Genomic DNA, 17765 nt, shown 5'->3' on the forward strand with positions numbered 1-17765 from the left:
AAGCGAGAGGCGTATTGTTCGGTCATGAACTCGAACCTCGTGGTACGCGCACTCGGCGCGCTCGCTCATGAAACTCGCCTGGCGATTTTCCGCCTGCTGGTTGTCGCTGGGAAAGACGGCATGGCGGCCGGTGAAATCGCGCAACAGCTAGGGCTCTCGCCGTCCAGCCTGTCCTTTCATCTCAAGGACCTGACGCATGCTGAAATGGTGACGCCGCGGCAAGACGGCCGCTTCGTCATCTATTCGGCGAATTTCGAATCCATGACGGATCTGATTGGCTTCCTGACAGAGAACTGCTGTGCCGGCGCGACGTGCAGCGCGACGGATCTTCCGGGCTGCTGCGAAAAATGACCGGCACTGTCACGACCATTCGCGGCGCGCAGCCCGCGATCGGGTTCTTCGAGCGTTACCTGACCGTGTGGGTCGCGCTGTGCATCGTATGCGGCGTCGCACTTGGACAGTGGCTGCCCCTGCCATTTCAGGCGATCGGCCGTATGGAAGTGGCGCAGGTCAATCTTCCGGTCGGCGTGCTGATCTGGGTGATGATCATCCCGATGCTGATCAAGATCGATTTCACCGCCATGACGCAGGTGAAAAGCCAATGGCGCGGCATCGGCGTCACCCTGTTCGTGAACTGGCTCGTCAAGCCGTTTTCAATGGCGCTGCTCGGCTGGATTTTTATCCGGCATGTCTTCGCGCCGTGGCTTCCCGCCGCTCAACTCGACAGCTATATCGCAGGCCTCATTCTGCTGGCCGCGGCACCCTGCACGGCCATGGTGTTCGTCTGGTCGCAGCTTTGCAAAGGCGACCCGTATTTCACGCTCTCACAAGTGGCGCTGAACGACTCCATCATGATCGTGGCTTTCGCGCCGCTGGTCGCGCTTTTGCTGGGTCTATCAGCCATCACGGTGCCATGGGACACGTTGATCACATCAGTCGGTCTCTACATCGTCGTTCCGGTCATCCTCGCCCAGTTGCTGCGGCGGCGTCTTCTGACCAGGGGCGACGCCTATTTCCAGCAGGTCGTCGCCCATCTCGGCCCCTACTCGATCGGTGCGCTGCTCGCCACACTGGTGTTGCTGTTCGCCTTTCAGGGACAAGCCATTGTCGACGAACCGCTGGTCATCGCCATGCTCGCGGTGCCGATTCTGATTCAGGTGTTTTTCAACTCCGGGCTTGCGTATCTGCTGAATCGCCGGCTCGGCGTTGCGCATTGTGTGGCGGGTCCGTCGAGCCTGATCGGCGCGAGCAATTTCTTCGAACTGGCGGTCGCCACGGCGATCAGTCTGTTCGGATTCCACTCGGGCGCCGCGCTGGCTACCGTTGTCGGCGTGCTGATCGAAGTGCCGGTAATGCTGCTGGTGGTCGGCGTCGTCAATCGTTCGCAGCACTGGTACGAGACGAAACACAACGTGAAGGGACAACGTGTATGAGCGTCACGATCTATCACAATCCGGATTGCGGCACTTCGCGCAACACGTTGGCGATGATTCGCAATGCCGGCATCGAGCCGGAGATCGTCGAATATCTGAAGAGCCCGCCGGATCGGGACACGCTGAAGAACCTGATCGAACGCGCGGGCCTTACCGTGCGAACCGCGCTACGGGAAAAAGGCACGCCCTATGACCAACTCGGCCTCGCTGATACAACCCTGAGCGATGAGCAGTTACTCGAGGCGATGCTGGCCCATCCAATTCTCATCAATCGTCCGATTGTCGTCACACCGCTCGGCGTGCGCTTATGCAGACCTTCCGAAATCGTGCTCGACATCCTGCCCGCCGGTCAGCAACGCGCGTTTGCAAAAGAGGACGGCGAACAGGTGATCGATAGCACCGGACGAAGGGTACGTTAAGGAAGGTCTGCAGAAGTCCTGGCATTGTGTTGCTGCTGAGCTATCCTGGAAACAGAGCTAATTGGGTGAGGAGCAGTGTGATGACGCAACTTGGTCTTGGTCTGGATCTGTCAACGAAGCGCACGCGCAAGCGGGAATTTCTCGATGAGATGCGACGCGTTGTGCCTTGGTTGAAGCTGATTGCGCTGATCGAGCCGCACTATCCCACGGGCAAAACCGGTCGGCCGCCGTTCCCGATTGCGACGATGCTGCAGATTCATTTCATGCAGCAATGGTTCGGTTTGTCAGACCCTGCTATGGAAGAGGCACTCTATGACGTGCCGCTGTATCGCGAGTTCGCGGGTCTCGACGGCGGGATGGTTCGCTTGCCGGATGAAAGCACGATTCTTCGGTTCCGCCATCTGCTGGAAACGCACGGACTGGCGGTGCAAATGCTGGCGCTGGTCAATGAAATCCTGACGGAGAAAGGCCTGATGCTCAAGGCTGGTTCGGCAGTCGACGCCACCCTGATTGCCGCGCCCAGTTCGACAAAGAATGGCTCCGGCACGCGCGATCCTGAAATGCAATCGACGCAGAAAGGTGGTAACTGGTACTTCGGGATGAAAATGCATATCGGCGTGGACGCCGACTCGGGCCTGGTCCATACGGTCATTGGAACGGCGGCCAATGTTCACGACATCACGGTAGCCCAGGCGTTGCTGCATGGTGAAGAAACGGATGTGTACGCGGACGCCGGATATCTGGGTATCGAAAAGCGATGTGAGGCTGACGCGGTTCGTTGGCATGTTGCAATGCGACCGGCAAAGCGAAGGAAACTGGATCTGAGTGATTCGCTGGACGCGATATACGATCAGATCGAACGCCTGAAGGCGGGTATCCGGGCCAAGGTCGAACACCCGTTTCGCATCCTCAAACGGCAGTTCGGTTACATGAAGACCCGCTATCGTGGTTTGATGAAGAACACCGCCCAGGTCACCACGCTGTTTGCTTTGGGCAATCTATGGATGGCACGTAGAGCTTTGCGCAAAGCTTGAAACACCGGGCCGATGAAGGCCATATATCTGGTTGGAGCGCTCCGGTGCGCGGAAAAAACTCCGGCAATCAACTCACCGACAAAAATCTGAACGCCGAGGCCGCGCAGGATGTGAAAGATAACGCTTCAAAAAGCGGGTTGTGCAGACCTTCCTTAACGCTGGAGGAACAATCCGGCCGTTACTGACCCGACGCATGTGACCTGAGAAACGCCACATAGCCGTTCTGCGTCTTGAGGATTTTTTCGGCGCACTCGTCGTAGTCCGAACCCTTCGCATTCTCCGGCCCGTACATACCGCGGCATTGCGCGAAGAGCGTCAAAGTCGCACCCGCACCTTTTGCGGCGCGGGTCGCGGAAAAGGCAACCTTGCCCGAACCACCGGGCACATCGGTGTCGATTGCGACCGCGTCCGCCCGCGTAACGGCCGTATCGGAATGCTGCTCGATATAGCGTTTCGTCAGCGCCCAGGCGGCGTCGCAGTTCGCCGGTTGGCAATCGACTGCCGCATTGCGTTGAGCGGCGGCAAGGTTGGTTTCGTTGTGGAGGAACTTCTGTTCCTGCTGCTCCCGCTTTTCGGCAGACGAGCAAGCGGTCAATACAAGCGCGGCGAGCGCAAATGCGGCGATCTTTTTCACGAGTAACTTCCTCTGGCCATGTTCGAGCGCGATTATAGCCGCGCGCCGGAAGCGTTCGCAGATCCGCCCGAGCGTTCCACGTCACGTCACTCGCCTTGCTGTTCCTCCTTTAATTCGCTACCGGCAACTCCAGCTAACTCGGCGGAAATTCCTTGGGCGCTAAGGCTTAGGTAACGACTGTGCGGTGCTGAGCAGATTTTGAGGTGCGACGCGGATAATACCGTTACGCGGGCTATCAATGTCCGCGATCAACAGGAATGAAAGAGACACGGTGAGCGGCATGACCAGAAGGAAGCGCTTTTTCACATCCGTATGTGCTACTCCGTATCCCACGAGCAGATTGGCGAACAATCCAATCATGATCATGAGTATCCACGCGGCCACCGGGATGCGATTCCACCAGGCCGCCTGCGTGTAGCCTTGGGCGTTGATTACGTCGTTCATACCCGCGACAACGAGTGCGCTTAGCGGGTTGGGCTGTTTGACCGCGCCGCTCTTGGCAGCGGCCCACAACCTGTTTTGCAGATCGGCGGTGGCCGTATTGATCTGCTCGACCCGATGCAGATCGCGCGTCTGGTAGAACTCGACACGCATCATCAGATATTGAGCGAGGAGCGAGCGTATCTCGGCCGCTTCGCTTGAGGCCAGGAGGTCGGCACGAATGAACTCGGTTCCGATCGCGTTGGCTTCTTCCTCTTCGAGGTTCTTCCGCTGGTCGTAACGGCCCACCGCCATCGACAGGCTGAAACCGATGACAAGCGCGAGCAATGTCAAGGTCGCCGACTGGACGAGCTTGAAGTCGTCGCGCGTGTCTTCATCGATTGGCATGCGTGAGCGCAGAAACCCGCTACCAATCCATGCGGCCATGAACATGAGCACGAAGGAGATGGCGAACAGGATGATTGGATGCCTGACCAGTTGCTGCATGGGTTGCTTCCTTGTCTTGTGTTTGGTCTGCCGGGCCAGGTCGATCAATCTATGCGTTCCGACCTTGCCCGGATAGCAGGTTGCGATTGGCTGCAATGATATCTGGCGCCTCCTTCCACAGCTCCGTTTTTATGAAGCGAATCGCCGCTCAGCATCGCAAAAGCGGAAATTCGAACTGCAATTTTTTCCGGCCTCCCCGAGAAACGGGAAATGGCTCGGAGCAGCTTCCTATTGTTGTCGCTTTTCTCGCAGTTGTCCTTGCTTTTTTGTCGGCCTTTGTATACCGCATCTGACGGATAACGCGCGTTGGCCCCTGTCCAATACTGCTCGTCGCCGTCCGCATGGTAGTCATTCGGAGAAGCGTTGTATGCGGCTAACAGCGACGCTTCCGACAACTGACCTGCGACGAGCGGCTTACCGTGTTCAGACCCAGGCGGGGACGAGCACCTGCCGTAGTGCCCATTGATTTTCGCACTGCGGTTGAAAAACAAAATGCGTGGCCGATTGGCATGCTAAGGCAGTGCTGACGGACAATACGAGGACTGTTCAGATGCCAAGGCTCCGCCGGATTGCGAAGACGCGTGGTCGTGCGACATTTTGCCTCCTGGCGTCATCGCCGGTTTTCGAGAAAGTCAAACGGCCGTGGTGAGTCGGGTTCGCCCGACGGGCGTCCACACCTGAAAGCTCGATCAGCCACCGCAGGTGGCGAGCCCGAAAACATCTAAGTTCTCAATTGCCCAATTTGATCTTACGATACAAGCTGGTAGCGATTGCGGATATGTCGAGGGAGCAAGGACGTGGAAGATTTTCAAATACTCGATCACATCACGGACGGCGTCATGGCGCTCGACCGGGAGTGGAAGTTTCAGAACATCAACGAGACCGCCGCGCGACTGCTGAAACGTCGGCCCGCGGACCTGCTGGGTCGCGAGATCTGGGCCGAATACCCAGACCTCATCGGGTCGAGCTACGAAACAGCCTATCGGCAGGCGGCCGAGACACATATGCCCAGCAGCGCGACTGACTTCTATGCGCCGCTCGGCACCTGGTTTGAAGTGCGGGCATTCCCGCGCGACAGCGGTGTCATCGTGCTGGTTCGCGATGTCACCGAAGCGCGCGCGACCTCTGAACGCCTGTCGCGCCAAGCCACGCATGATGAACTGACCGGCCTGATCAACCGGCGGGAACTGCTGCTGCGCCTAAACCATCTCGGCGATGATGGCGGGGCCGCTTCCGTCGATCTGCTTTTCATCGACCTCGACCGCTTCAAGGATATCAACGATTCGTTTGGCCACGCGGCCGGCGATGAAGTGCTGCGTGTCATCGGCGAGCGTCTTTCGGACATGGTCACCGAACGCGTCCATGCATCGCGCGTTGGCGGCGACGAATTCGTGATTCTCATCGTCGACGCGCCCGAGGGCGAGGCCGCGAGCGTGGCGCGCGACGTCATCGCACGTTTGCGCGAGCCGATTCAGACGCCGTGCGTGCGGGCATCGTTGGGCGCGAGCATCGGCGTGGCGCGCTACCCTGCGTCGGCGTCGAATGCGGCCGAGCTGCTGCGTAACGCGGACACCGCGATGTATCACGCGAAGCGCGCGGGAGGTTCGCAAGTGTGGTCGTTTGGCCAGGAGGATGCGCAGCGCCTCGCGCATCGCCTGCGGCTGCGCGCGGATCTGGAGAGCGCCAGCGCCGCGCGCCAATTCGAACTGCATTACCAGCCGCAGCTGGACCTGCATGCTGGCCGCATCTACGGAGCGGAGGCGCTTCTGCGATGGAACCACCCGCAACTGGGGCTGCTCGCCCCGGGCGACTTTCTCGATGTGCTGCTTGAATCGCCGGCCTATGAGGCAACGGGCGAATGGCTAATTCGCCTCGCGCTCCGCCAGGCGGCGCAATGGCAGGCGACCGACCACAGGCCGTTCAAAGTCGCTGTCAACCTTTCGGCCACGACGATCCAGAACTGCGATCTCGCCGCACTCGTCTCGCAGGCGGCCGAGGCGGCCGGCGTAGGCGCTTCCGTACTTGAAATCGAGGTGACGGAGAGCGCCGTGATGAGCGACTTCGCCGCCGCGTCGCGTGCGCTTTCGGCTGTGCGAAAACTCGGCGTGACCGTCTCGCTCGACGATTTCGGCACCGGCTACTCCAGCCTTGCATACCTTGCACGGCTACCTGTCGACTGCATTAAGATCGACAAGTCGTTCGTGCAGGAGCTCTCCGTGAAGGAGACCTGTCACCGGGCGCGCGCGATGGTCGAAGCGGTGGTGGCGCTTGCGCGCGCGCTGGGCATGAGAACGGTCGCGGAAGGCGTCGAGACCGAAATGCAACTCGCGCTCGTCACCGAGCTTGGATGCGATGCCGTGCAGGGATATTTCATTGGCAAGCCCGTACCGGCCGCGCGAATTAAACCTTACGCCGGGACATGGTCGGTGCCGGCGGCTGGAATTTCGTCGTTGCAGGACACGCGTGGCGGATCGCGCTAGCGGTCAACGCGCAGGCGGCCGCTCTCGTTGCTCGAGGCTCGGGCCGAGCGCTGGCATCTGCGTCCGTGACACTGCATGCGGGCGAATGCCAACCAAAGGACACGTTGGTCGCCATTCGTATCGCCGCGATGCGCGAGAGTCTGGAGCGTATCGGCCGTTTCGATCCGCAGCGTGCTCGCGAGCGCTTCCTGGCGTCATTCGATCCTGCGCTTTGTCGATTCATAGAGATCGATGGCGTGCGGTCGGGCTTTATCCTTATTCGCCCGCAGGCAGACCACTGGCTACTCGACCACCTGTACATCCTGCCGGAGCATCAAGGGAAAGGAGTCGGCGCGGCCGTCTTGCGGGACGTGTTCGCACGCGCCGACGCGCAACGCCTGCCAATCCGGGTCGGTGCTTTGCGCGGCAGTGATTCAAACCGCTTCTACCAGCGCTATGGATTCGTACAGACGGACGAAAGAGAGTGGGATGTCTACTATGTGCGTCAGCCAGTCGAACCGAAGGTATTGCCCAAGGCAATCACGCTTAACCAGCTCGAGTGAACACCACCGGGCTTACAACACCGTCGCTTCAGCAGCGAGGCGGCAGGAGGTCCGCTAGATGATTTTTAATTGGTGAATATAAACAAACCTCGACGGAGGACTTGAGATGCTGCTGCGGCCGACAGAAATTCAGATTGAATCAACCCGGCTCCTGATCAAACCGTTCTCGGCCAGCGACGCCAATGCGACGTTTTCATGCATCACCCCTTCGCTCACCCGTCACATGGCATGGGACCCACCGGCATCCCGGGATGATTTTGACGGTGTTTGGCGGTCCTGGATACCGTCGATAGCCGATGGGTCAGACTATGTATTCGCAGTGCGTCAACGCGCTGACGGGAGTTTCCTTGGGTTGGCCGGACTTCACCGCGTACATACCGCGAGCCCGGAACTCGGCATCTGGATTCGTGAAGATCGTCATCGAAATGGCTTTGGTCGTGAAGCTGTAACGCTAGTTGCACGCTGGGCAACGCGAACCATTGGCTCTGAAAGCTTTACCTATCCGGTTGCCGAAGAGAACCGCCCCAGTCGGCGCATCGCCGAGTCGTTGGGAGGCGTCGTTGTGGAAAGCCGCCTGACGCCGAAGTACATGTCCGTGGTCTACCGAATTCCTCGCCAGCCGGTGACGAACGACGCATAGGTGGTTCGGTTCGGCCTTCACATCGACCTCCGTCGCCCATGAACAACCAGTCGACATAGCTGCGCGAATTGCCGGCAATCGCGACGCGAAGCGTCGCCAGCCGTGAATCGGGTACAGCATCCACTAGTGAAATGTCGGCCTCTGGAGACGAGCATCTAAACGGAGAGAAAAATGTTGAGGTAGCATCACGAGCTCAACAGGGGGAAGACGGTGATTCGGGAAATCAAGGCTCGCGTAAGCTCGATCGGCGTCCCTCTTGCCAGTCTGCTTCTCAGCGATCTGATGAGGATCCTGGCAGAAATGGTTGGCTATATCACGCTCCCCTGGTGGATCGTTCACCGGGGCGGCGCGCATGACTTGGCGATCTATAGCGTAAGCATCGCGATTACCACGATTTTTGCAATGCCACTGCTTGCGCCACTCGGCGATCGCTACGCAAAGAGACAGCAGATTGCATGGGGTATGTGCGCCCTGATGGTCGTCGCCTTCATCCTCGCGACGCTCGCCTCGCTGTCCGACTACCGACTCATGCTCATCATCTGCATAGGCGTGGTCAGCGTCATAGCGAAAGCTTTCGTTGACCCGGCCAGCTCCACCATTTCGGCTGAACTTGTTCCGGCGAACCGTTTGGCCGAAGCGCTTCGTCTTCGTAAATCGACGCAGGCAGTTGGCCGTGCCTTAGGGCCAGCATTGGCCGGTGCGACACTGGCCTCGGGCGGTATAGCTGCAACATTTTGGATGAACGGCATACTGCTCGGCGTCGCTGCTTACGTGACTTTGCATCTTCCATCTCAATCTCAGCATAGCGAACACCATCGCGGTCTAGCTCGTTGGTGGAAAGACCTGCGCGCCGGGCTGCATGCTAAATGGATCGTCCCGTTGGAGCGCGGCTGGACACTCGTAAACTTCCTCGTCTGGATATTCCAAGGTCCCGCAGTCGGCATGCTGATCCCGCTCAAAGTCCAATCGCTCGGGCTGTCGGGTCTGTGGCTAGGCGTTTGCGAAGCGGCCTTGTCCATAGGTTTACTACTCGGAAGCTTTCGTGGTTCTGATGCACTGGTCAGTCGTTTCGGCCGATTCAACGTCCGGGTGGGGGCCGCGATGTGCGAAGGGCTGGCACTCGCTGCTTCCGGCTGGGCGCATTCACCTGTCGTTCTCGTATTGACGCTTACGTGTGTGGGTTTCGCCAATGCATCGATGGGCCTCGTCGGCGCGACTCACCGCTCGTTGGCTATCCCGCAGAATTTCCGCGTGCGCATTCTCGCTGCCAGCATGATGACCACGCAGATTGCGGGCATTCTTGGTCCGATGATCGCAGGTGCGGCGCTCACGCATTGGGCGGTAGGCAAGGTCTATACATGCTTCGGTCTCGCCACCTGTCTGCTCGCTTTTGGTTTTGTCTTGATACCGAGATCGCGCGAATTCTTTGCGCTCAACCACGAGCAGGTGAAAGACTGGTTTCGTCACGAATATCCCCATGCATTCGCATCATCCGTGGTGCCTGAATCGACACAGACTACGTAGATCACGGCACGGCAGCGTTCAGGAAATGCTAGGCCGCTCGGGGTTGCGTGGTGCCGATTGCCGTGGGCGAGATCTCGCGATGTGTGGCGTTCGCGTGAGACAGCCGGCCACGAAGGGCGGCCTTTGCCCGCAATCGCTCAATCAACTCTGCGGCGCACAAGTCATCGTACAACTAACCCCTCGCCGGCGATCGAGGCCAGCGGACGACCGACGGCGCCCGGCCAAATAGAGGAACGGCCGTCGAAATGTCTATTTTTCTAAGGAAATCGGTCGATCTGCCGTAAACAAGTCATCGTACAACGATGGACTAGAAGCAGTATGCGGAACGTATCGGTTCGAAAAAGCCTCCTTGCTATCTTCGTGATCTTTGCCACGATGATTTTGTTTGGCGGGGTGCTCGGCGTCACCACGCTCAGTCGCGCGAATGCCAATCTTGCTCGCATTCATCAGATTGCGACGCAGGAAATCCTTGTCAACGACGGATACAAGGACTCCACACGCACCCGAGCCGCGCTGACGCGGGCCTATTCGGCCTTGAAGGAACGCAACGACGAGGCAACGCGAGACTCGGCGTTGAAAAGCGCCGGGACGACGTTGGACCGGGCGGCCGCGGAAACGCAGTCGTTTCGTGATGCGGCCTCTTTTAGTGGTCAGGATGACGGGTTGAAACAACAGTTGGTCGAATCGTCGAACAATCTCGCGGCAATCCTGAAGAAAGCCGTCGATGCCGTGCGTGCCGGTGATACGAACGCCTATGTCGCGATCAACGATCGCGACATTACGGCGGCCGGCGCAGCGTATTCGGTGAACGTCGAGAAATTCCAGAGCATGGCGAACACGCTGTCGAACGATGCTATTGCGCAGGCCGAGCGCGAATATCAATGGGTCGTCAGTCTGGTCGTTATCGGGGTGGCCGGCGCGCTTGCGCTGATCGTCGCCACCCATTTCGCGCTGCGGCGTATCGTGACGACGCCGCTGAAGGAGGCCGCTGACCTGCTCGATCAGATCGCGGCGAACGATCTGACGGCGCTCATCCCCGAAGCGAGCGATAACGAGATCGGTCAGCTTTTCGCAGCGATGCAGCGGATGCAGCGCGGTTTATCCCAGACCGTGGCAAACGTGCGCAACAGTTGCGAAGCGATTTATGGTGGCGCGCGGGAGATCGCGGCGGGCAACCTCGATCTGTCGAGCCGCACCGAGCAGCAGTCTGCGGCGCTGGAGCAAACCGCCGCGAGCATGGAACAGCTGACGTCGACCGTCAAACAGAACGCGGACAATGCGCAGCAGGCAAGCACACAGGCTTCGAGCGCGGCGGATGTCGCGCAGACCGGCGGCGAAGTTGTCGAGCGCGCCATCCAGACGATGAATGCCATCAGCGAAAGCTCGCGCAGGATCGCCGAGATTACCGGGATGATCGACAGTATTGCATTTCAGACCAATATCCTCGCGTTGAATGCAGCGGTTGAATCGGCGCGGGCGGGCGAGCAGGGACGCGGTTTCGCCGTCGTCGCAAGCGAGGTTCGCAGTCTCGCGCTACGTAGCGCGGACGCTGCCCGTGAAATCAAGGCCTTGATCGGCGCCTCGGTCGAGGACGTGGCGAACGGGAATAACCTGGTCGCGCAGGCGGGGCAGTCGATGAAGGAAATTGTCGGCGCCGTACGCAGCGTGGCCACCATCATGAATGAGATCAAGGCGGCGACGATCGAGCAGAGCACTGGCATCGAACAGGTTGGCCAGGCGGTGACGCAAATGGACCGGTGACCCAACAGAATGCAGCGCTCGTCGAGGAGGCCGCCGCCGCCGCGAGCGCTCTCGAGCAGCAGGCGCAGTTGCTGACGGATGCTGTCTCGGCGTTTCGTCTTGCCCGTTGACAGACGGCGCGAACGATCAACGCCCGTCGCCGATCAAGCAAGCGTTTCCCAGGTAAAGCCGCATCGCTGTTCGTCGTCCGACGGTGGGCGCCGGCGGCGTTCGGCGACTTCAACCATTTGTATCCGGAGTTTGAGCATGAACGTTAAAGGTATCCTCGGTGTAGCGGCAGTCGGGTTGGCCGCCGTGCTGTCCAGCGCCTCGCAGGCCGCAACGTACGCATACGTATCGAATGCCGATAGCAAGGATATTTCCGTTTTCAGCCTCGACAAGTCGAATGGCTCGCTGACGGCCGTGGAGACCGTGGCGGTCGGCGCAACGGTGATGCCGATGGCGTTTTCGCCCGACCATCTCCGGCTTTATGCCGGGCTGCGCTCGCAGCCGTATCGCGTGGTGAGTTTTGCGGTTAATCCGCTCGATGGCCGGCTGATCGAACTCGGCAGAGCGCCGCTCGCGGAAAGCATGGCCTATGTCTCGACGGATGCGAACGGCCGCTACCTGTTTTCCGCGTCATACGGCGGCAACCTTCTGGCGGTGAACCGGATCGGTGCGGACGGGGTGGTCGGCGAAGTGCAGCAGATCGTCAAGACGGGCCCAATGGCTCACGCGATTCGCAACGCGCCTGACAATCGCTACGTGTTCGCGTCGGTGCTCGGCTCGGATGCCTGGCTGCGTCTCAAGTTCGACGCGTCGAACGGCCAGTTGACTGAGGACGCCGCGCCCGCGTATTCGTTGCCACCGAAATCGGGACCGCGCCATTTCATCTTTTCGCCGGATCATCGGTTCGCGTATCTGATCGATGAGCTTGACGGCAAACTGCATGTGCTCGCCTTCGATGGCACGCGCGACACGGTCAAGCCGATTCAGACGATCTCCATCCTGCCGCCTGATTTCTCGGGTGACAAACCGTGGGGAGCCGATCTCCACCTGACTCCCGACGGGCGTCTTCTGTATACGTCGGAGCGCACGTCCAGCACGCTCGCCGCGTATAAGGTCAGCATGCGCTCGGGCAAGCTGACGCGTATCGGCACGTACCAGACTGAAAAGCAGCCACGTGGGTTCAATATCGATCCGTCTGGCGCGTACCTGCTGGCGGTCGGTCAGTTGTCGGCGAATCTAAGCGCTTATCGTATTGACCGGAAGTCCGGTGCGCTGAGCGCGATTGGACAGTATCCGGTGGGTAAGGGGGCGAACTGGGTTGAAATCGTCGAGTTTAATGGTACGAGCACCGATTGACGGTTGGTGAGGGTCGCCGCGCAGTCCCGGGGTTTGACGGCGGCACGAACCGGGGGCGGCCTGGACGTAGACCCGGGTTCGACCAGACGCCTCGTATTGCGAATAGCGGACCGGTGCCGCGTTATTGACCGACCACCTGCGGCGGGCAGATACAAGCCTGGGAGGGCACGGCCGCCATTCATGTTCGAATGACTCCAACGACCTCAGCCAGTCGTCGTGCAGCTCAGTTCGTCGGCCACGAAGAGACGCCCACCTCTCGGCCACGAATAACCACCGACACGACGATCCCCCCCCTGACCCCCACTCCGCCAACCCCTCGCGGTCTAACCACCCAATGTAGTCCTCGATGGGCGCTTTCACCCGCATCATGCAAAATAGCCACATCGACAATGCGGAGGATGTCTTGTGGGTGTCAACTTCGACCTGAACGATCTGCAGGCGTTTCGAGCCGTCGTGGAGTTGGGTAGCTTTCGCAAAGCAGCGGAGGCGGTCAATATTTCTCAGCCGGCGCTGAGCCGGCGCATCGAAAAGCTCGAAGCGGCGCTCGGCGTGCGGCTCTTCGAGCGGACCACCCGCAGCGTGACGCTCACCACCATAGGTCGCGTGTTCGCCCCGAGCGCGGAACAACTTCTCGACGATCTCGATGTCGCATTGCTCGGTATTCGCGACGTCTCCAGCAGCCGCCTCGGTCATGTCACCATCGCATGCGTGCCGTCGGTTGCCTACTATTTCCTGCCGAGCGTCGTTGCCGCCTATCACAGCCGCTATCCGCGCATCCGGGTCAAGCTGCTGGACTCGAGCGCCAACGAAGTGCTCGGCTCGGTTATCAGCGGCGAAGCCGATTTCGGCGTCAGCTTCATGGGCAGCCAGGAAACCGAAGTCGAGTTCAAGGTGCTGCTGCAAGAACGGTTCGTCGCCGCGTGCCGTCGCGATCATCCCCTTGCCCGGAAAAAGCGGGTGACCTGGAGCGAGCTTTATGAACACGAATATGTCTCCGTGGACAAGACTTCCGGCAACCGCCTGCTGCTCGATCAGGCGTTGACCAACGTGGCGCCGGCAGTGCCGAGCGTCTGCGAGACGCGCCATGTCACCACCATGCTCGGCCTGATCGAAGCGGGACTCGGTGTGGCAGCGGTACCTTCAATGGCAATGCCCATGCGGGGCCATCCGATTTTGACCAGCGTGCCGCTCGTCGATCCGGTCGTGACGAGGCGAGTCGGCATTGTCAGACGCCGGGGGCGTCCGCTCGCGCCGGCCGCGCAGCAGTTCTATCAGATGATTCTCGACGCGAAACCCAGCGGCGTGGCCCGCGCGGCGAAGAAGACCTCGACATGACACTGCCAGGGCCGTTCCGGCTGCTTTACGTCCAGGTCCTCGTTGGAATGGCGCTCGGCATGACCGTCGGCCACTTCTGGCCACAGGCCGGCGCGTCGCTCAAACCGCTCAGCGATGCTTTCGTCGCACTGGTTCGGATGATGATCGCGCCAATCGTCTTTTGCACGATCGTCATCGGCATCACGTCGCTTGCAAGCGGCTCGAAAATCGGCCGGATCATCCTGAAAGCGCTCGCGCTGTTCTACGCTCTTACCATCGTTGCGCTTGGTCTGGGCCTTGCGACCGCGTTCGCGCTGCATCCGGGTGCGGGTTTGCACATCGACGCGCATCATCTGGACACGGCCTTCCTGGCGCAGTATTCAACGCGCACGCAGCCGCACGGGCTTGTCGAATTCGCACTGCATCTGATTCCGGAGACGCTCGTCGGCGCCTTCGAGAAAGGCGAGGTTCTGCCGGTCCTGCTGCTTGCCCTTCTGTTCGGCTTCGCATTGAACGCCGGCGGAAGCGTCGGACGGCGAGTGCGGGAATTCATCGATAGCGTCGCGCATGTGCTGTTCCGCATCCTCGCACTGATCATGCGTCTCGCCCCCATCGGAGCATTCGGCGCGATGGCGTTCACGGTGGGCCGTTTCGGCATCCATTCGATCGGCTCGCTCGGCATGCTGATGTTGTCGTTCTATGCGGCGTGCCTGCTGTTCGTGGTCTGCGTGCTCGGTCCCCTCGCACGCCTGCATCGCTTCTCCCTCTGGCGTTTGCTGCGCTACATTCGCGAGGAACTCGTCATCGTGCTCGCGACGTCATCGACCGAACCGGTGCTGCCTCGCCTCATCGTCAAGCTCGAAGCGCTTGGCTGCGACAAAGGCATTGTGGGTCTCGTGCTGCCAGCCGGCTATTCCTTCAATCTCGACGGCACGGCAATCTACCTGACGCTCGCCTCGATGTTCATCGCGCAAGCGTGCGACGTACACCTGTCGGGCGGCCAGATCGCGACGATGCTGCTGGTCATGCTGATCACGTCGAAGGGCGCGGCGGGCGTGTCGGGCAGCGGACTGGTTGCGCTCGTCGCGACGCTCGCTGTCATTCCCGATCTGCCGGTGGCAGGCGTCGCGCTACTGGTCGGCATCGATCGCTTCATGTCCGAGGCGCGTGCGCTGACGAGCGTGATCAGCAACGCCTGCGCGGTGATCTTCGTCTCGATGTGGGAGCGCGCCTGCGACCGAACACGTCTGCAGAACGCATTGAGTCTGGCGCACGAGCCCGAAGAGGCTTTCGATCAGCCCGCGGACCTGCCGGGCTGAATCGTTGCCGTCGTCTCAGTGCGCGGCGACCGAATCGAGCCCGGTCGATGTCACCACCGGCTGCACGGCGGGCGACGCGAGATAGTCGAGCAGCGCTTTCGCTTCCTTCGGATGCTGCGCGCCGACCGGGATGCCGGCCGCATAGCGCGTGACGGACTGCATCGACTCCGGAATCTTGCCGACGTACGCCGCGCCCTTCACCGGGAGCAACTCGCTCACCTGCTGAAATCCCACTTCGTAGTCGCCGGTCGCAACCACCGACGCCACCGGAATCTTCGGGATCATCTTCGCCTTGCTCTTCACCTGCTCCTCGATGCCGAGACGCTTGAACAACTCGCGCTCGATATAGACACCGCTCGCGCTATCCGAGTAAGCGATCGACCGGGTATGCAGCAAGGTTTCCTTGAGCGCCGCCTCTGACCCGATGTCGGGCTTCGGCGCGCCATCGCGCACGACCATTCCGATGCGAGAATCCGCGAGCTCCACGCGTGAATCGGGGATCACCTTGCCCTGCTTGATGAGGTCGTCGAGTGCATAGCCGACCATGATCACCACGTCGGCGGCCTCGCCGCGCTGAAGCCGGTTCGGAATGGCCTCCGGCGACTTGCCCATCGACGGTCCGAGCGCGGTATCGAGCGTGTTGCCCGTGGACGCCGCGAACTTCGGGCCGAGCAGCTTGTAGGCGGCGGTGAAGCCGCCGGAGCTCATCACGTGCAGTTCGGCGGCCTGCACGTTCGCTGCGGCGGCGCCGCCGAGGAGCGCTGTGGCGCAGAGTTTCAGAAGGATGGATTTCATGGTTGAATGAACGTCGGGATGAAGTTCGAGGAGCGAAGCGATGCTTCAGGAAGCCGCATGCAGCGGAGCACGACGGCGCCGATACAGTGCGAGCGTGGCACCGAGCCCGCATACCGCGGCAAAGCTCATCCAGTAGCCCGGCGCGGCTTTATCGCCGGTCATGTGAATGAGCGCGGTCGAGATAACGGGCGTGAAACCGCCGAAGACCGCCGTCGCGAGGCTGTAGGCCAAAGAGAATCCGGCAACACGCACTTCGACCGGCATCACTTCGGTGAGCGCGACGACCATCGCGCCGTTATACATGCCGTACATGAACGAGAGCCAGAGCAGCACAAGCAGCATGTTGACGAAGCTCGGCGCATGAGCCAGCAGCGATAGCGCGGGGTAGGCGGTTGCAATCGCCAGGCTCGTCATTCCGAGAAGGAGCGGACGGCGTCCAATCCGGTCCGACAGCGCGCCGCCGATCGGCAGCCAGATGAAGTTCGAGACGCCCACGCACAGCGTGACCAGCAGACTATCTGCCGTGCTCAGATGCAGGACGGTCTTGCCAAAGGTCGGTGCGTACACCGTGATCAGATAAAAGCTCGTCGTGGTCATGGCGACCAGCAGCACGCCTGCGATCACGACATTCCAGTTCTGCACGAGCGTCGTAAAGACTGCTTTCATGGTCGGGCGACGCTGGCGCTGTTTGAATTCTTGCGTTTCCTCGAGATTGCGCCGCAAGATGAAAATAAAAGGCACGATCATGCAGCCGACGAAGAACGGCACGCGCCATCCCCACGCGGCGATCGCCGCCGTGTCCAGCCAATGATTGAGCGCGAAGCCGAGCGCGGCAGCGACGACGATCGCCACTTGCTGGCTCGCCGACTGCCAACTCGTGAAGAAACCCTTGTGGCCCGGCGTCGCCATCTCTGCGAGATAGACCGATACCCCGCCCAGTTCCGCACCCGCGGAGAAGCCCTGCAGCAGACGGCCAAGGAGAACCAGGGCCGGAGCGAACAGTCCGATCGTCGCATAGCCGGGCACGAACGCGATCAGGATGGTGCCGCTCGCCATGATCGACAGCGTGACAATCAGGCCCTTGCGGCGGCCGACATCGTCGATATACGCGCCGAGGATGATCGCGCCGAGCGGCCGCATCAGGAAGCCTGCGCCAAACACTGCGAACGTCATCATCAGTGAGGCGAACTCGCTCCCCGCCGGGAAAAAGACCGCGGCGATCTGCGTGGCGTAGAAGCCGAACAGGAAGAAGTCGAACTGCTCCAGGAAGTTGCCTGCCGTCACGCGCAGCACGGCGGAAGCCTTCGATTGCCCGGGGGCCAGCGGGGGTGAGGAGGGATGCATCGAGGTGTCTCCAGAGATTTTTAACTTGCGGTGTTCGGGCGCTTTGTTGTTTGGCGAATATTCGCCCGAACCGCGCGAAACGATAAGTGCTATTTTTGGAACGATTAATGTGCGTTGGTTATCAGTGTCGGCGAATCGCTCGAGCTACGAAGCGGCGCCGGGATGCGGGCGTTCGGCTCACCGCGGCGCCCCGCCACCTCCCCACCCATATTTAGTTGACATCTAAACTATCTAAGCCTAAATTACCCCCGTCAG

General features: G+C 60.5%; 16 protein-coding genes and 1 pseudogene. 13 read left to right on the forward strand and 4 right to left on the reverse strand.

Annotation, left to right across the window (positions count from 1 at the left end; all coding sequences use genetic code 11):
• Positions 1–24: 24 nt before the first annotated feature.
• From B0G71_RS30380 to B0G71_RS41050, 5 genes are all read left to right on the forward strand, one after another.
• Entirely contained in the window at positions 25–351 is a 327-nt protein-coding gene (locus tag B0G71_RS30380; RefSeq protein ID WP_116146417.1) for a helix-turn-helix transcriptional regulator, read from the forward strand.
• Complete coding sequence (gene arsB / locus B0G71_RS30385) at positions 348–1433, forward strand: ACR3 family arsenite efflux transporter (RefSeq protein WP_116146418.1); 1086 nt, start codon at positions 348–350, stop codon at positions 1431–1433. The genes B0G71_RS30380 and arsB overlap by 4 nt, the downstream gene beginning before the upstream one ends.
• Entirely contained in the window at positions 1430–1852 is a 423-nt protein-coding gene (arsC, locus tag B0G71_RS30390) for an arsenate reductase (glutaredoxin) (protein WP_116146420.1), read from the forward strand. The genes arsB and arsC overlap by 4 nt, the downstream gene beginning before the upstream one ends.
• Before the next feature lie 80 nt (positions 1853–1932).
• On the forward strand, positions 1933–2886 hold the full coding sequence (locus B0G71_RS30395) for an IS5 family transposase (protein WP_116146422.1): 954 nt from the start codon (positions 1933–1935) through the stop codon (positions 2884–2886).
• On the forward strand, positions 2883–3071 hold the full coding sequence (locus tag B0G71_RS41050) for a hypothetical protein (RefSeq protein ID WP_147308719.1): 189 nt from the start codon (positions 2883–2885) through the stop codon (positions 3069–3071). The genes B0G71_RS30395 and B0G71_RS41050 overlap by 4 nt, the downstream gene beginning before the upstream one ends.
• Here the strand turns inward: B0G71_RS41050 and B0G71_RS30400 are convergent.
• Together B0G71_RS30400 and B0G71_RS30405 are read right to left on the reverse strand one after the other, a co-directional pair.
• Positions 3065–3520, reverse strand: coding sequence for a hypothetical protein (locus tag B0G71_RS30400; protein WP_116146423.1), 456 nt, complete (start codon positions 3518–3520; stop codon positions 3065–3067). The two genes, B0G71_RS41050 and B0G71_RS30400, sit on opposite strands and share 7 nt — an antisense overlap.
• A 159-nt stretch (positions 3521–3679) precedes the next feature.
• Positions 3680–4447 carry a hypothetical protein gene (locus B0G71_RS30405; protein ID WP_116146425.1) on the reverse strand — a complete coding sequence of 256 codons (768 nt, stop codon included), beginning with the start codon at positions 4445–4447 and terminating at the stop codon, positions 3680–3682.
• 797 nt (positions 4448–5244) lie between these two features.
• Here B0G71_RS30405 and B0G71_RS30410 point away from each other — a divergent pair.
• The 8 genes and pseudogenes from B0G71_RS30410 to dctA all read left to right on the forward strand — a co-directional run bounded on the left by B0G71_RS30410 (position 5245) and on the right by dctA (position 15371).
• The gene (locus B0G71_RS30410) at positions 5245–6927 is read left to right on the forward strand and encodes a bifunctional diguanylate cyclase/phosphodiesterase (protein ID WP_116146426.1); all 1683 of its coding nucleotides are present in this window, start codon (positions 5245–5247) and stop codon (positions 6925–6927) included.
• Between the two features lie 65 nt (positions 6928–6992).
• Complete coding sequence (locus tag B0G71_RS30415) at positions 6993–7469, forward strand: GNAT family N-acetyltransferase (protein ID WP_116149006.1); 477 nt, start codon at positions 6993–6995, stop codon at positions 7467–7469.
• 106 nt (positions 7470–7575) lie between these two features.
• Positions 7576–8109 (forward strand): GNAT family N-acetyltransferase, encoded by a 534-nt coding sequence (locus tag B0G71_RS30420; protein ID WP_116146428.1) that lies wholly within the window; start codon positions 7576–7578, stop codon positions 8107–8109.
• A 210-nt stretch (positions 8110–8319) separates the two neighbouring features.
• A complete protein-coding gene (locus B0G71_RS30425) occupies positions 8320–9633 on the forward strand; it encodes an MFS transporter (protein ID WP_258875695.1) in 1314 nt (437 codons plus the stop codon).
• A gap of 318 nt (positions 9634–9951) precedes the next feature.
• A pseudogene (locus B0G71_RS30430) lies at positions 9952–11504 on the forward strand (methyl-accepting chemotaxis protein).
• A gap of 136 nt (positions 11505–11640) precedes the next feature.
• Complete coding sequence (locus B0G71_RS30435; protein WP_116146429.1) at positions 11641–12738, forward strand: beta-propeller fold lactonase family protein; 1098 nt, start codon at positions 11641–11643, stop codon at positions 12736–12738.
• 405 nt (positions 12739–13143) lie between these two features.
• Positions 13144–14073 (forward strand): LysR family transcriptional regulator, encoded by a 930-nt coding sequence (locus tag B0G71_RS30440; RefSeq protein WP_116146431.1) that lies wholly within the window; start codon positions 13144–13146, stop codon positions 14071–14073.
• Positions 14070–15371, forward strand: coding sequence for a C4-dicarboxylate transporter DctA (gene dctA / locus B0G71_RS30445; RefSeq protein ID WP_116146432.1), 1302 nt, complete (start codon positions 14070–14072; stop codon positions 15369–15371). The genes B0G71_RS30440 and dctA overlap by 4 nt, the downstream gene beginning before the upstream one ends.
• Before the next feature lie 15 nt (positions 15372–15386).
• Here the strand turns inward: dctA and B0G71_RS30450 are convergent, their stop codons facing one another.
• Together B0G71_RS30450 and B0G71_RS30455 are read right to left on the reverse strand one after the other, a co-directional pair.
• The gene (locus B0G71_RS30450) at positions 15387–16166 is read right to left on the reverse strand and encodes a substrate-binding domain-containing protein (protein ID WP_116146434.1); all 780 of its coding nucleotides are present in this window, start codon (positions 16164–16166) and stop codon (positions 15387–15389) included.
• A 45-nt stretch (positions 16167–16211) separates the two neighbouring features.
• Positions 16212–17510 (reverse strand): MFS transporter, encoded by a 1299-nt coding sequence (locus B0G71_RS30455; protein WP_116146435.1) that lies wholly within the window; start codon positions 17508–17510, stop codon positions 16212–16214.
• Positions 17511–17765 lie beyond the last annotated feature (255 nt).

This window comes from Paraburkholderia sp. BL27I4N3 (assembly GCF_003386115.1).
Classification (GTDB): Bacteria; Pseudomonadota; Gammaproteobacteria; order Burkholderiales; family Burkholderiaceae; genus Paraburkholderia.